This window comes from Actinoplanes sp. NPDC048791 (assembly GCF_040650095.1).
GTDB lineage: Bacteria > Actinomycetota > Actinomycetes > Mycobacteriales > Micromonosporaceae > Actinoplanes.
On record NZ_JBEZGQ010000106.1, the window covers coordinates 1 to 14,691 of the forward strand.

The 14,691-nt window shown below is 71.0% G+C and carries 10 protein-coding genes; 6 read left to right on the top strand and 4 right to left on the bottom strand.

All coding sequences use genetic code 11. From position 1 onward, the window contains the following. Window positions 1–102 precede the first annotated feature (102 nt). Window positions 103–1,440 (bottom strand): HAMP domain-containing sensor histidine kinase, encoded by a 1,338-nt coding sequence (locus AB0C29_RS11095; protein WP_360818444.1) that lies wholly within the window; start codon window positions 1,438–1,440, stop codon window positions 103–105. A 91-nt stretch (window positions 1,441–1,531) separates the two neighbouring features. Between AB0C29_RS11095 and AB0C29_RS11100 the strand changes: the two genes are divergently transcribed. Next, a complete protein-coding gene (locus tag AB0C29_RS11100) occupies window positions 1,532–2,233 on the top strand; it encodes a response regulator transcription factor (RefSeq protein ID WP_360818447.1) in 702 nt (233 codons plus the stop codon). 16 nt (window positions 2,234–2,249) lie between these two features. On the opposite strand, the gene AB0C29_RS11105 is transcribed toward AB0C29_RS11100, so the two are convergent. Next, a complete protein-coding gene (locus tag AB0C29_RS11105; RefSeq protein WP_360818450.1) occupies window positions 2,250–3,353 on the bottom strand; it encodes a PepSY domain-containing protein in 1,104 nt (367 codons plus the stop codon). Between the two features lie 304 nt (window positions 3,354–3,657). Here AB0C29_RS11105 and AB0C29_RS11110 point away from each other — a divergent pair, with 304 nt between their 5' ends. Beyond that, window positions 3,658–4,038: a PepSY domain-containing protein gene (locus AB0C29_RS11110; protein WP_360818453.1), complete on the top strand. Its 381-nt coding sequence runs from the start codon at window positions 3,658–3,660 to the stop codon at window positions 4,036–4,038. A 33-nt stretch (window positions 4,039–4,071) separates the two neighbouring features. Here the strand turns inward: AB0C29_RS11110 and AB0C29_RS11115 are convergent, their stop codons facing one another. Further along, window positions 4,072–4,473, bottom strand: a complete 402-nt coding sequence (locus AB0C29_RS11115) for a DUF6855 family protein (RefSeq protein WP_360818456.1) — start codon at window positions 4,471–4,473, stop codon at window positions 4,072–4,074. 290 nt (window positions 4,474–4,763) lie between these two features. On the opposite strand from AB0C29_RS11115, the gene AB0C29_RS11120 reads away from it, so the two are divergent. Together AB0C29_RS11120 and AB0C29_RS11125 are read left to right on the top strand one after the other, a co-directional pair. After that, window positions 4,764–10,193 carry an RHS repeat-associated core domain-containing protein gene (locus AB0C29_RS11120; RefSeq protein ID WP_360818459.1) on the top strand — a complete coding sequence of 1,810 codons (5,430 nt, stop codon included), beginning with the start codon at window positions 4,764–4,766 and terminating at the stop codon, window positions 10,191–10,193. A gap of 69 nt (window positions 10,194–10,262) precedes the next feature. Next, on the top strand, window positions 10,263–11,276 hold the full coding sequence (locus tag AB0C29_RS11125; RefSeq protein ID WP_360818462.1) for a hypothetical protein: 1,014 nt from the start codon (window positions 10,263–10,265) through the stop codon (window positions 11,274–11,276). On the opposite strand, the gene AB0C29_RS11130 is transcribed toward AB0C29_RS11125, so the two are convergent. Beyond that, a complete protein-coding gene (locus tag AB0C29_RS11130; protein WP_360818465.1) occupies window positions 11,204–13,489 on the bottom strand; it encodes a bifunctional diguanylate cyclase/phosphodiesterase in 2,286 nt (761 codons plus the stop codon). The genes AB0C29_RS11125 and AB0C29_RS11130 overlap by 73 nt on opposite strands. A gap of 68 nt (window positions 13,490–13,557) precedes the next feature. On the opposite strand from AB0C29_RS11130, the gene AB0C29_RS11135 reads away from it, so the two are divergent. Both AB0C29_RS11135 and AB0C29_RS11140 read left to right on the top strand, forming a co-directional pair. Then, the gene (locus AB0C29_RS11135; RefSeq protein WP_360818467.1) at window positions 13,558–14,484 is read left to right on the top strand and encodes a DUF5996 family protein; all 927 of its coding nucleotides are present in this window, start codon (window positions 13,558–13,560) and stop codon (window positions 14,482–14,484) included. Window positions 14,485–14,533: 49 nt separating this feature from the next. After that, window positions 14,534–14,691 (top strand): helix-turn-helix transcriptional regulator (locus AB0C29_RS11140; protein WP_360818470.1); only part of this gene is annotated, 158 nt, incomplete at its 3' end.

A 14,691-nucleotide genomic window follows, 5' to 3' on the forward strand; every position in this document is an offset into this window, starting at 1 on the left:
GCAGGCGCCGGGTGCGGCTGTGGCGGCGCAGGGTGCGGCTGCTGAACCGCAGCCGGTGCGGCGCCACGGTGTGCAACCTCCGGCAGTGATGCTCCCTGATCGTCAGGCGCGCAAGGTGACGACGGCGTCGATGCCTGTCGGTTCGGCTGCGTCGAGGCGGGACCGGCCGCCACTGGCATCTGCGAGCTTGTCGACCAACGCCAGCCCGAGTCCGGTGCCGCCGGTACGTGCTCCCGGTGCCCGCCAGAACGGTTGCAGTGCCCGCACCCGCTGCTCCGCGCTGAGTCCGGGCCCGGCGTCGATGACGTGCAGTTCTACGCCGTCGTCGTCGACGTGCCAGGTGACAGTGACGGCGGTGCCGGCCGGAGCCACGTCGAGGGCGTTGGCGATCAGGTTGTCGAGGATCTGTTCCAGCGCGCCGGGGATGACCTGAGCCGTGACCTGGTCCGGTCCGCTGACCGCGAGAGCGATGCTCTGGGCCTCGGCCACCGGTCGCCAGACGGCGGCCCGGGCCGTCACCGCGGCACTGATCGGCACGGGTTCAGCGGGTGCGGCCTCGTGCTCGCTGCGGGTCATGGCCAGCAGGGTGTCCACCAGAGTGGCGAGCCGGTCGGCCTCGTGCACGGCTGCCTGGAGGTTGGCTTCCCCGCCCGCGGTGATGTCCGGTTCCAGGTTCTCCAGCCTGAGGCGCAGTGCTGTCAGGGGGGTCTTGAGCTGGTGGGAGGCGTGTCCGACGAAGGACCGCTGGGCCGTGATGAGCTCCTGCAGGCGTACCGCTGTGGTGTTGAAGGTATCCGCGAGCCGGCGCAGCTCGGGCGGGCCGGTGGTGGTCGACGCCGGGGTGGTGGATCCTTCGGCGAGGCGGCGGGTGGCGCGTTCCAGTTCCCGTACGGGCCGGCCGATCCATCGGGCCAGCGCGAGGGCGATGAGTGCTCCGCAGACCAGTACGGCCACGCTGACGCCCAGGAGCACGAGCTGGAACTGGTGGATCCGGGCGGTGAGCGGCGCGCTGGAGACGCTGACCTGCAGAGCGCCTTGCGACGGTTTGCCGGGATGGATCGGTACGGCGACGGTCATCCGTCCGGCGCTGATGTCGCTGATCACCGGGGTGTGACTGGCCAGCACCCGGCTCAGGTCCGGTGCGGGCGAGCCGTCGGTACGGGTGGTGATGACCGGATCTCCCTCGGCGTCCGTCAGGTCGATGCCGGCGTTCCAGCGCTGTGCGGCGTCGTTGACCAGCACATCGACCTGTTTCTGCTCTGCAGTGCGCATGGCGGTGTCGATGAACGCGGCGAGAGTTTCCGCGTCGTGCTCGAGCTGGGCCAGGGCGTGCTGCTGTTCACCGCGCTGGTAGACGTAGCCGAACGGCAGAGCCAGGCCGGCCAGGACCACCAGGGTCAGCGACAGGTAGGTCAACAGCAGACGGCGGATCACAGGCATCGGTACGGGTGGTCCGGCCGGTCGAGTTCAACCATGAGGCGGCTTGCTCCGTATCTGTTACCGCGGCGGGTTCGCCGGTCGAGGAGGCATCGTGCGGGTTTTGCTGGTGGAGGACGACGAGTCGATCGCCGAGCCGCTCGCCGAGGGGTTGAGCCGTTATGGCATCACCACGGATCGGGTCGGCACCGGCGCCGCGGCGCTGAGCGCCCCGCTCGGCGACTTCGTGCTGCTGGACCTGGGCCTGCCCGACATCGACGGCATCGACGTGTGCCGGCGGCTGCGGCAGGTCAGCGACGTCCCGATCATCATGCTGACCGCCCGCGGTGACGTGACCGACCGGGTCCTGGGACTGGAGATCGGCGCCGACGACTACCTGCCGAAACCGTTCAGTACCCGCGAGCTGGTCGCCCGGATGCGCGCCATCGGTCGCCGTACCCGGGCCGCCCCGCCGCAGGCGAAGGCTCCGGAGAGCCGGCTCGGGCCGTTGCAGATCGACGACCGTACCCGGCAGGCGCTGCTGTCGGGGGTTCCGCTGGCGTTGACGCCGAAGGAGTACCAGCTGCTGGCCCTGCTGGCGGCCGATCCCGGGGCGGTCGTGGAGCGGCGCCGGATCCTGGAGACGGTGTGGGAGCCGAACTTCTTCGGCCGCGGCAAGACCCTGGACTTCCACATCGCGACGCTGCGGCGCAAGCTCGGCGATCCGCGGTGGATCGAGAACCGGCGCGGGATCGGGTTCCGGCTCGTCGTGCCCACCGGCGAGGTCGAGGGTCCGCCGGGCGGCTGGGGGCCGTGACCGCCCGGCGGACGCCTCATACCGGCCGTGCGGACAGCCGGCCGTCGCGGTGCCCGACCAGCAGCCACGGCTGCCGGCCGGCCCCGAGCACGGTGATCGTTTCCGGATCGTTGACCTGAGCCGGGCCGGCGTGGTAGCCGGCAGTGGCGTAGCTGTGCCGGTCCAGCCGTGACCCGTCCGAGATGGTGAAAACCGATCCGTCGATCACGACGGCGTCGTCCACGGAGTCGGCCCCCGGCACCGACCAGCGCGCCACCACTCCCTCGCCGACCACGATCTCCTTGACCCCGCCCTCACCGGCCACGAAGAGCCGATCGTGGTGCAGCCACAGACGCTCCGGAAGCTCGCCCTGGTCCATCCGCCATCGCGTCTCACCCGAGGGTGTCGTGACGAGCAGGTCACCGCGGTGCCCGGCGATGGCCCGGTCGCCGTTGGCCAGGAACGCCGCCGCACGGGCCGCACCACCGAACAGGCCGAGCAACGTGCCGGTGCGCGCGTCGAGTTCCACGGTTCCGGCATTGGTGGCCAGCAGCACCCGCGTCGCGGTGGTGTCGGCCGAGATGCGGTGGGGGCAACCGGGCATGCGGGTCTCCCACACCAGCCGTCCCGCGGTGTCCATCCGGAACATCCGGCCGTCCGCGGTACCGGCGATCACCCCGCCGGGCACCGACGCCAGCCGCCGGATCGCGGCGAAGCCGGTCGGGTGATGATCCTCGACGACCAGTGTCCAGTCGAGGTCGCGGCACAACCGGACCACGGCGAGACCCGCGTCGGTCGCCACGTAGGCCGCGGCGGGATCCTCGACGGTCGGTTGCATGTCCCACACGGTGCGAGCGGCCAACTGTGCCGTCACCGCGGTCCCCGCCGCGCCGGACGTGTCTGTCTGGGCGACCGGCGGACCCTCGTCCAGGATCGAGAGCACCTCGCCGGTGGCCGCGTCGACTGTCGCCGCGCACAGCCAGCTGCCCCGGACGAACTGCACCACGAACACCCGCCGGCCGAACTCGTACGCGATCCGCACGCCGGCCATCCGGCCGCCGCCGGCCTCCCGCAACGCCGCATCCACCGCTCGGGCGACGCTCGCCGATGACCACGTCTCCTGTGCTGCTGTCTCTGCCATGCCAACCTCCACCGCAGTAGCCGTACGCAGCAGGAGACGGGCCGTCAGGGCAGTGCGGATTTGTGCTTGGACAGACTCTGACCGGCTCCTGGACGATTCCTGTATCTGCGCCCCACCCGACCGCGCCGGCCCCGGACGCCACCCGGAGGACCGGCGGTCGCGACTGCCAGGAATCGGCCAGGGGACAGCCAGGCTTCCGCCGGCGGCTCGACCGGGCGATGCGATCCCACGTACTGCCCGGCGACACCCGCCGCGCGGTGGCGACATGGCATGCCGGAGCGGCGTCCAGCAGTTGGAGGACTCGATGCGCAGAAGTCTGTTGGTCGCGATCACTGTCGTCGGCGTTGCCGTGCCCCTGAGCGCCGGCACCGCCCTGGCGATGGCCGACGACTCCGCGGAACGGCGGAGCACCTCAGCCGGTTTCGAGATCGAGATCGACCCGGAACTCGACGCCCAGTTCGGCCCGCGACCCGTCAACGCTGTCCAGGCCGCGGCCATCGTGACCCGGCAGTTCCCCGGCGCACGCGTGCTCGAGGCCGAACTCGACGAGCGGGCCGGCGGCCCGATCTGGGAGATGAAGTTCCAGCTGCGCGGTGATGAGAACGAGGTGGAAGTCGACGCAGTGACCGGGGCCATCCTCGGCGGCGGTGATCAGGGGGACGACGACGGACGCGACGACGACTGACCCACCGCGCTCAAGCGGGCCCCGGCGATCAGGTCACAGGCCGCGCATGCGGTTGTTGCGGGCGTCGTGCGTCAGCTCGGCGAGGCCCAGGTGCTCGAGCAGCGGCGGCAGGTACATGCCGAACCGGCCTCGATAGCCCTTGCGGAGCCCGTACCAGCCGCCGACCGGATTGTCCGGGGAACGGCCCCAGGCTTCGACGGTGCCGTCGGCGGCGGGTTTGTTCTCGTCGGCGGCGCCCAGCGGCACCCAGCCGTCCTGTTCCCGCAGCCAGGCGTGCAGGTCATCGACGGCGCGGGCCTGGTAGGTCAGCTTCGTCGACCCGACCTGACAGACGAGCGTGGCCGGGTCGGTGGTCTCGTCGCGGTAGATGGTGTACTGCGACGAGCCGGGCGCTGTCTGTAACAACCACGGATCGTCCTTCGTCCCCGCCGCCATGGCCGGCCCCTTTCGGCGTGTTGTTCCTCCGACTGTAGACAGGCTGCGTCGTCGCCGGGGCGGATCTCCCGTACGAGCCTCGCCCCGGGAGTCGCCGGCCCGGATACAGACAGCGGCCACATCTTTGCAGAGTCAGCGTCCCGGTCGCAGCCCGGCCGGGCCGCGTGCCTGGTGCGGGGACTGTCTGGTTTGGGCATTGGCGCCATGTGAACCGGGGTCGCCGCGCGATCACCCGGAGCGGACCCTGGCCGCACGACACATCGGTCGTTCTGAATGCATGGGGGCATTCCATGATCGTGCTGGCTCGTGCGTGGCGTACCCGGCCCGGATTTCCGGTGCTCGCGGCTCTCGTCCTGCTTCTGCTGATCTCCTCGGCCGCCTTCGGGCCGCCACCCGCCCAGGCCGCGCCGGCCCGGCCGGCGCCTGTCGCGCCACCCGGCCCGGGACCCGTTGACCGCCCACTGCCCGCTGACACCGTCGCCAACCATGGGCTGAAGCCCGGCGCGCGGCCACCTGTCGTGCCACCCGGTCTGAAAGCGGCCGGCGCGCAGCGCAAGATCTCGCCGCGCGCGCTGGCGGAGGCGCGGGACGAGCCGCCCACATCGGACGATGGGGCGACCAACGTGTTGCTGCGCCCCGGCTTCGCCTTCGAGGACACCTCACTGGTGGTCTACTTCGACGCCGCCGCGCCCGGGGTCTCGAGCTGGACCTCGTGGAAGGCCACCGTCTACGACCCGGAATCGGGAACCGCACAGGAATCCGTGGCACTCACCGCGGCCGACGTGTCGACCTGCACCAAGCCCCGTAAGTACTGCAAGACCTTCGGGGCCGACCAGGGCTGGGTGCTGACCGGCGACCACCCGTACTTCGTGACCGTGTCGGTGACGCTCGCCGACGGGACGGTCGCGTTGTCCGGGCCGTCCGGTAACGCCAAGGCCCGCAAGACGGCGAATCCTCCGGCGGTCCCCGCCCAGCAGGCGGCCGGCTGCAGTTGCGGCAACGCGCTCGCACCGACCACCGTCGGGCAGGCGCTGCGCGGCGCCGGGGTGAGCACCGGCACCGGCGCGTTCAGCCTGGCCTGGACCGACCTGCAGATGACCGGGTACGGCGTGCCGTTCCAGGCCACCCGCAAGTACTCCTCGGCCAGCCCGACCGCCGGCTCGATGGGCATCGGCTGGTCCTGGACCTACGACCTGAAGGTGATCCCGCCGGCCGCCGGTGAAACCGCCGTGACGGTCCGTGCCGAGGACGGCGCACAGGTTGTTTACCAGGCGGCAGCCGACGGCGCCTACACGCGGCCGCCGGGAGTGCGCTCGCAGCTGCGCTCGACCGCGGACGGCTGGACATTGACCACGCCCGCCCAGACGGTCTACACCTTTGACGCCGGCGGGCGGCTCACGGCGATCCGGGACCCGCGCGGCGCCGGGCCGACCCTGACGTACACGGCGACGGCCTGGACGATCACCGACCCGACCGGCCGCAAGGTCACCGTCGAGGTCGGCTCCGACGGTCTCGTTCGTAAGATCACCCTGCCGGACGGCCGGTTCACCAAGTACGCCTACAGCAACCGGCTGCTCGTCTCGGCGACCGACGCCGAGGGCGCGACCTGGACCTTCGGCTACACCGGCGGCCTGCTCAGCAAGGTCGTCGACCCGCGGGGGAGGGCTCAGGCCACCAACACCTACGCGGCCGGCCGGGTGGTCAAGCAGGTCGACGCGGCCGGTGCGGTCACCACGTTCGACTGGAACGCGGCCGAGCAGGAGGCCACCACCGTCGACGCCGACGGCGTGCACTACTTCGACGGCTACCGCGGCAACGTGCTGGTCTACTCGCAGAACGGCAACGGCGACACCGTCAACCACCGGTACGACGAGCAGATCGACCCGAACCTGCTGGTCGACGCGCAGGGCAACCAGACCGCGAGCGTGTACGACGGCTCCGGCAACCTCACCTCGATGGCCGCACCCGACCCGTTCTCCTACGCGGTCAGCAACACCTACGACGCGCGTAACAACCTGACCTCGCACACCGACGCGCTCGGGCACACCGCCCGGTTCGGCTACTCGGCCTTCGACGAGCTGGTCAGCATCACCGACTTCGGCGGCGACCAGACGGTGCTCAAGACCGACGAGCACGGCCTGGTGACCGAGCTGACCGATCCGCGCGGCAAGGTCACCAAGATGGCGTACGACGCCGCCGGCAACCTGATCTCGCAGGTCACGCCGCTCGGTGAGAAGAGCGTCCTGGCCTACGACAAGACCGGCCGGCTGATCAGGTCGACCAACCCGCGCGGGTTCAGCACCGGTTACGGCTACGACAAGCTGGACCGGCTGCGCCAGTACCAGGAACCGGCCAAGGACCGGCCGTTCGAGTACGTCTACGACGAGGTCGGGCAGCTCACCAAGACGATCGACCCGGTGAAGAACACGCACTCCTTCACCTATTTCACCGTCACCGGCCGGACCGCCACCGAGACCGACGCGAACGGGAACACGACCAGCACCGCGTACACCAAGGCCGGCCGGCGGGCGTCGATCACCGACCCGTCGGGGGCGAAGACCACCTTCGGGTACGACAACCGGGGCAACCTGTCGACCGTGGTGTCGCCGCGCGGCAACGTCAAGGGCGCCAACCCGGCCAACTTCACCACGACCTACACCTACGACTTCAACAGCAACCGGGTACGGGTCACCCACCCCTACCCGAGCGGTGGATTCGTCAGCCAGGACACCAGGTTCGACGAGCTGAACCGCGCGGTGGCGAGCATCGACCCGTTCGGGCAGCAGAGCACGACGAACTACGACGACAACGGCAACGTGCTTTCCGCAGTGGACCCGCTGGGTCAGAAGACGACGTTCGACTACGACGTCAACGGCCGGCCGAAGGCGGTCACCACCCCGGCCGGCGGTGGCACCACCACCGAGTTCGACCCGGCCGGCAACCCGGTGAAGCAGACGGCGCCGGACGGTGGGGTGACCACGTTGGCGTACAACGACAACGGTGACCTGATCTCGGTGACCGACCCGCGGGGCAACGTCGCGGGCGCCGACCCGAAGGACTACACGTCCACCTACGCCTACGACGCCACCCGGAACCTGACGGCGATCACCGATCAGCTGGGCGGCCGGACCACGTTCACGTATGACGCGTCCGACCGGGTCACGGCGGCCACCGACGCGCTCAAGCACACCACTTCCTACCGCTACGACGACGCCGACCGGATGACCCGGATCGTCGCCGCCGACTCGGGCGTGTTCACCGGGCCCAGCCTGGACACCTCGGACCGCCAGGTGACCGCGTACGCCTACGACGGGGCCGGGCACGTGGTCAAGCGGACCGACCCCAACGGCAACGTCCGCTCGTACGACTACGACAAGGTCGGCCGGCTCGCCTCGGTGACCGACGCGCTCGGCCGGCAGACCGCGTACACCTATGACGCCGAGAGCAACCTGCAGAAGGTCGTCACACCGGGCGAGCACGACGACGCCGCCGCGCGCAGCATCGTCAACACGTACGACATCCTCGGCCGGCACGTCGGCCAGGACCTCGGGGCCGGCTCGCTGATCTACGCCTGGGGTTACGACGCCAAGAACCGGATCACCAGCCTGGCCGACCAGGCCGGGCTGCGGACCCAGCGGTACGACGCGGCGGGGCGGCTCACCTCGATCGGCCGCGGCGACGGGCAGAACTTCAGCTACGGCTACGACGCCAACGGCAACGTCACCTCGCGGACCTGGCCGGACGGCACCAAGGTCGGCGCGGCGTACGACACCTCGGACCGGATGGTCTCGCTGACCGCGCAGGGCGGCGCGGCGGGTACGGCGGCGGCGGAGTACGCCTTCGCCTACGACATCTCCGGGCGGATCTCGCGGACCACCTATCCGGGCGGCGCCGCGGTCACCGACCGGGCGTACGACCGCGCGGGCCGGCTGTCCGACCTCAACAGCCACGACGCCGACGGGGTGATCGCCCGGTTCCAGGCCGACCGGGACGCCAACGGCAACCCGACGGCGGTCACCACGACACGGGGCGACCGCAGCCAGCGGGTCGGGTACAGCTACGACGTGACCGACCGGTTGACGGCGGCCTGTGTCGGGGACGGCTGTGCCAGCGGGAAGATCGAGTACGCGTACGACCAGGTCGGCAACCGGCTCAGCCAGAAGGTCGTGGCGGGTGCCGAGACGGTGTCGACGAAGTACCGGTACGACGCGGGGGACCAGCTGACCAAGGCGACGATGACCACGCCGCAGCGCATCGCCACCACCGAGTACGAGTACGACCCGTCCGGCAACCAGGTCAAGGCCGGAGCGGACAGGTTCACCTACAACCTGGACCACACCCTCGCCTCCGCGACGGTGGGTGCGGTGCGGACCAGTTACACGTACGACGCGCAGGGCGTCCAGCTGTCCGCGGTGTCGAACCTGGCCGACGGGGTGCAGAGCCGCAGCTGGCAGAACGACCACAACTCCACGCTGCCCCGGCTGAGCATGGAACGGACCGAGACGACCACCAGCGGCTCGGCCCGGGGCTTCCTGACCGGCCCGTCCGGCACCCCGATCGGGCTGATGAACGCCGGGAAGGTCGACTCCTTCGTGCCGGACTTCCTCGGCGGCGTGGCGGACGTGGTCTCCACCACCGGCGACTCGAAGGCGTCCTACGACTACGACCCCTTCGGCAACGCGCGCACCAACGGCACCGCGACCGGCTCCCCGTCGGTCGACAACCCGATCGGGTTCACCGGCTACTACCAGGACTCGACGCTCGGTGACCGGTACTCGACCCTGGCCCGCGCCTACGACCCGGCGACCGGCCGGTTCGGTGGCGTGGACCCGGCGGCCTCGCCGCTGAACTCGCCGGCGTCCAGCAGCTACGCCTACGTGGGCAACAAGCCGACGACCTACACCGACCCGTCCGGGGCGGTGGTCTGCTCCGGGCGGGGCGGGAACAACGATCACGGCGACGCGGTCGAGCTGTCTCTGCGCCAGCTCGATGTCCAGTACGGGCCGTTCAACGTGTACGGCGAGTGCCCGGAGCACCGCCGTACCCTGCATGGTGTCCCCGGCTCGGTGCCGGCGCCGGGCCGCAAGGCCAGCCCGTCGAACTACTACTGCTTCGCCACGACCGAGCCGAACTCGTGCGTGGACGTCCTGGTCTCCACCCCGGCCGCGACCTACCTGTACGAGGTCAAGCCGGGCACCGACCAGCAGTACGAGTACGGCCCGGACAACGGCAAGAAGGGCGTGAACAACGCCTCGCAGGTGCAGCGGTATCTCTGGGCGCTCGCCTACGCCGGGTATCCCAACCCGGCGGCCGGGCCGGACATCGTGCCGGACGCCCGGACCTACGAGGACGGCAGTGTCCTGACCATCTTCCCGGGTTCGGACTGGAGCCAGTACGCCCCCAAGGGGGCCCGCCAGGCCGACAACAGCTCGGGGATCATCTATTACCACCGCACGAAGCCGCCGAAGGTGCCGACCGGTCCGCCCTCGAACCCGAAGCGGCCGCCGAACACCGGGCAGAACGAGGAGCCCAAGCAGGAGCCGACGAAGGTACCCACCCAGCAGCCGGTCAGCGATCCGGGCGTGGTCAGCAGCGGCTTGGTGGAAGACGTGATCCTGGTGGCCGCGGTCGTCGTGGCCGTGGTGGTCGTGGTGGTCTTCTGGCCGGAGATCGTCGCAGCGACCGCGATAGGAGGTCTGTTGAGCTGGGCGACCAGCTGAGCCGACGACCGATGGTGTGGCCCCGGGCGTGGGATCGCCCGGGGCCCGTCCCTGCGAGAGGATGACCGGATGGACCCCGACGAGATGCGGGCCCGGGAACGGGCCGCCGATCCGCTGTACGACCAGCGCGCCGAAATGCCCAGCCACGAGTTCGACGGCGTCCACCGCTTCGTCGGCGAGCCCCGCCGCTCGCCGGCGCCCCGCCCGTCCGTGCTGGCCTACTTCGACTCGCTGCTGACCCTCGCGGCCTTCGCCGACCGGATCGACGAGGTCACCGCCGGAATGGCGGCGGCGGTGGCCGACACCAGCACGCTGCCGGTGACGATTCGGCAGGTCGCCTGGTCCACCGCCGGATCGGGGGAGCAGCGCGACTGGGGCCCGGCGGCCCGGGAGGCGCTGCTGGCCGCCCTGCGGTCCGGCCGGCCGGATGTCTTCACCGTGAACCTCGGCACCCGCGACGACCAGAAGCGCTGGCATTTCGAGGCGTGGCGCGACCCGTTCCAGCCGGCGGCGGCCCTGAGCCTGTCGCTGTCACCGGTCGGGGAGTTGTGGGAGCCGGACGAGACCGACGACGCCGCCGAACGGGTGGCCGAGCTCCTGCTGGCGTGGCAGCAGCCGCTGGAGCTGTGCACCGGCGGAGTCACCTACGACCGCACCGGGCCGCACCTGTCGCCGTGGGACGCCTGGTACACCATGGACCACCGGACCTCGGCGACGCTGACCCGGCAGCGGGTGCGCGGCTACTACTGGTGGAATCTGCTGACGGGCGGCCACGTTACCCGGCTCGGCGGCCCGGAAGCCTTCAGTGCGCGGGCCGCGGCGCTGGGTCTCGCCGTGCTGCCGGCCGGCCCGGCGACTGTGCTGCGCTTCCCCGGGCCGATCACCGCGTTCGCCGACGACCGGCTGGCGGCGGTCAAGGAGGTGCTCACGCCGGTGCTGATCCCGCGCCGCTACACCGTCTACTCCGGATATCCGCTGCGCATGATCCCCGATCCCGGGACGGCCTTCCGTCAAGTGCCGGCGAGCGACCCGTACCCGCGGCTGACCGCCGGCGGCGGCCCGATGCCCGCCCCGGAGGACTGAGGGTCACGGGCCGTGATCGCCAGGCCGGCCAGCGGTCCCGGCTGGCCGAACAGGAAACCCTGACCGAGCGGGCAACCCAGCTCGATCAGCATTTCCGCCTGGACCGGATCCTCGACGCCCTCGGCGACCGCGGTCAGCCCGATCGCGTGGAACAGCTGCCACAGTGTGCCGACGATCCGCAGGGCCGCCGGGTCGCGGGTGATGTCCTGCACGTACGTGCGGTCGATCTTGACGATGTCGGCGGGGAAGCGGTGCAGGTACCGCAGCGACGCGTAGCCGGTCCCGAAGTCGTCGATCGCCACCCGCACGCCGGTGGCCCGCAGCTGCACCAGCGTGCCGATCACCTCGGACTCGTCGGCCAGCGCGTTCTCGGTGATCTCGAGGACGAGCTGCTGCGGCCGCAGCCCGGTCTCGGCCAGCGTGGCCGCCACCCGGTCGCAGAACTGCGGGCTGAGCATCTGCAGCGGCGAGACGTTGACCGACAGGTACGCCTCAGCGGCGCCGGGCCAGGCCGCGAACTCCGCGCACGCCCGCCGCAGGACGAACATCCCGAGTTCGCCGATCAGTGCGGCCCGCTCAGCCACCGGGATGAACAGGTCCGGTGCCACCGAGCCCAGGACCGGATGGTCCCAGCGGGCCAGCGCCTCCACCCCGACGACCCGGCGATCACCGATCCCGACGATCGGCTGATAGGCGACGTGCAACGCCTCGTCGGTCAGCGCCTGGTGCAGCTCGGCGCGCCACATCAGCTCGCGGTCGAAGTCGTGTCGCATGGACGGCGTGAACAAGGCGTACCTGTTCTTGCCCTGCGCCTTGGCCGCGTACATCGCCAGGTCGACGTTCTTGCGCAGGTCCTCGGGACGCGTCGGGCGGCCGTCGCTGATCGCGATGCCGACGCTGGCGCTGACCCGGACGGTGCGCGCGCCCACCTGGAGTGGTTCGGCCAGCTCGGTCAGCAGGCGCTGGGCTTGCACCGGCAGCGCGTCGACCCGGAAGGTGAGCACGGCGAACTCGTCACCGCCGAGCCGGACGACCGTGTCCGGCTGGGCGAAGCAGCTCTGCAGACGGTCGGCGACCGCGCGCAGCACGGCGTCGCCGGCGTCGTGCCCGAGCGAGTCGTTGATCACCTTGAAGTCGTCGAGGTCGAGATACACCACGGCGGCCGGTGTGGCCGAGGTCAGCGCGCTCTGCAGCGTCTCGGTGAACAGCGCGCGGTTGCCCAGCCTGGTGAGCGGGTCGTGGTACGCCTGGTGCTGCAGCCGCCTCGCGAGTCTGGAGTTGTGCAGCAGCGTGGACAGCTGCCGCAGCAGGATCATGATGAGCCCGGCCAGCAGCGGCAGCGCCTCGGCCCCGTCCACCTGACCGCCGGTCAGAACCTGCCCGGCGGCGACGCAGCCGGCCAGCCCGAACGGCAGGTACGGCAGCATGATCTGCCATCGGGTCATCACGCCGGCGCCGTCGAACACCATCGGCCGCCGCGTCGCCGTCCAGCCGGCTGCTCCGAAGGCCGCGAAGCAGATGAAGAAGCCGGCGTCCGAGGCCTGCCCGGTGGTGTACGTGCCGGCCGAGGTGTCGAGCGCGAACATCACGTCCGAGGTGGCCATGCCGACCAGGCCCAGCACCAGCAGCAGGCCGACGCCCCGCCCACCGCGGCGCATCCGGCCGGCCACCAGCACCGCCATGGTGGCCAGCACGATGTCGCCGACCGGATAGGCCAGCGAGACCACGAACGCGAACGCCGAGTCGCCGCCGGCCTGCCAGACCGACCGTACGGTGACCACCCAGCCCACCACGAACAGCGCGCATCCGGCGATCAGGCCGTCGAGCAGCACGGTGAGGCGCGAGCCGGCCGACGCCCAGCCGGCGACCAGCATCAGCCCGGCCGTGCCGAACAGTGGGAACAGGAGGTAGCCGGCGTCGGCGGGCGAGGGGAACAGCACCTCGGCGTGGACGACCAGTTCACTCCACGACCAGTAGAAGTTGCCCAGGCCCCAGCACAAGCAACCGGCTGCGAGCAGTGCCCAGCCACCGCGTACCGTGCCGGTGGCTCGGCGCGCTGCCGTGCCGCAGAGGGCGGCCGCCAGGCAGGCGAGCGTGCTGCTGGCCAGCTGGGTGTAGGTGGCGAAGGGTCCGCCGGACAGCACGATGATGGGCACGCCGGTCGCCAGGCACAGCGCGACCAGCGCGATCATCTGCCGCTGTCGACCTATCACGGGTGATTCATCGGCCGCCGGGTCGATGACATGAGCCGGCGGCGACCCGCGTGTGCCAGTCTGGGGCGATGCGAGACGACAAGCAGTGGCCGCGGCTGCGGGTGGGGGACTGGGCCGACACTCGGGACACGCTGCACATGTGGCTGCAGATCGTCGGGAAGATCCGGATGGCGCACGCGCCCGCGGTCAACCACTGGTGGCACGTCACGCTGTACCCGAGCGCCCGCGGGCTGACCACGTCGCTGGTGCCGTACCGGGACGGCGGGTTCGAGATCGAGTTCGACTTCCTCGACCACCAGCTGCACCTGCGCACCACCGACGGCCGATCCCGGTCGGTCGCCTTGGAGCCGAAGTCCGTCGCTGTGTTCTACCGCCAGACCATGGCCGCGCTGGCCGAGCTGGGCGTGGCAACGACCATTCACGCCGTGCCCAACGAGGTCGAGCGGGCCATCCCGTTCGCCGAGGACGAGGTGCACGATGCGTACGACCGGGAGGCCGCGCAGCTGTTCTGGCGACAGCTGCTGCGGGCCGAGGAGGTCCTGGGACGGTTCCGCTCCGGGTTCGTCGGCAAGGCCAGCCCGGTGCACTTCTTCTGGGGCGCGATGGACCTGGCGTACACGCGTTTCTCCGGCCGGATCGCCCCGCCGCACCCCGGCGGTGCGCCGAACTGCCCGCCGTCGGTGATGCGGGAGGGCTACTCGCACGAGCTGGCCAGCTTCGGCTTCTGGCCCGGCGGCGGCGAGGAGGGCGCCTTCTACTCGTACGCCTACGTCGAGCCCGCCGGTTACGCCGAGCGGCCGGTCCGCCCGCAGGCCGCGTACTACGACCGCGACCTGCGGGAGCTGCTGCTGCCGTACGAGGCCGTGGCCGGTGCGAAGGACCCGGACGCGGTGCTCACCGAGTTCCTGCACTCCTCCTACGAGGCCGCCGCCGACCTCGGCGGCTGGGACCGCCGGGCGCTCGACGGGGCCTCCACCGACGCCGCCGCAGGCTGACGGCAATACTACGGTTGCCGATATATAACGGCCGCTGTAACGTAGCGGCATGCAGGAACCAACATTTCTCATCCTCACCGCGCTCGCGGCCCAGCCGCTGCACGGATACGGGATCGTCCAGGCGGTGTCGGCACTGTCCGGCGGCGAGGTGACGTTGCGGCCGGGCACCCTCTACGGGGCGCTCGACCGGCTCGACCAGCAGGGTCT

Bases quoted from the DNA above. Each gene is read 5' to 3' on its own strand.
- AB0C29_RS11115 (WP_360818456.1), bottom strand. From the start codon at position 4,473: ATGGCGGCGGGGACGAAGGACGATCCGTGGTTGTTACAGACAGCGCCC.
- AB0C29_RS11135 (WP_360818467.1), top strand. From the start codon at position 13,558: ATGCGAGACGACAAGCAGTGGCCGCGGCTGCGGGTGGGGGACTGGGCC.
- AB0C29_RS11125 (WP_360818462.1), top strand. From the start codon at position 10,263: ATGGACCCCGACGAGATGCGGGCCCGGGAACGGGCCGCCGATCCGCTG.
- AB0C29_RS11105 (WP_360818450.1), bottom strand. From the start codon at position 3,353: ATGGCAGAGACAGCAGCACAGGAGACGTGGTCATCGGCGAGCGTCGCC.
- AB0C29_RS11110 (WP_360818453.1), top strand. From the start codon at position 3,658: ATGCGCAGAAGTCTGTTGGTCGCGATCACTGTCGTCGGCGTTGCCGTG.
- AB0C29_RS11095 (WP_360818444.1), bottom strand. From the start codon at position 1,440: ATGCCTGTGATCCGCCGTCTGCTGTTGACCTACCTGTCGCTGACCCTG.
- AB0C29_RS11120 (WP_360818459.1), top strand. From the start codon at position 4,764: ATGATCGTGCTGGCTCGTGCGTGGCGTACCCGGCCCGGATTTCCGGTG.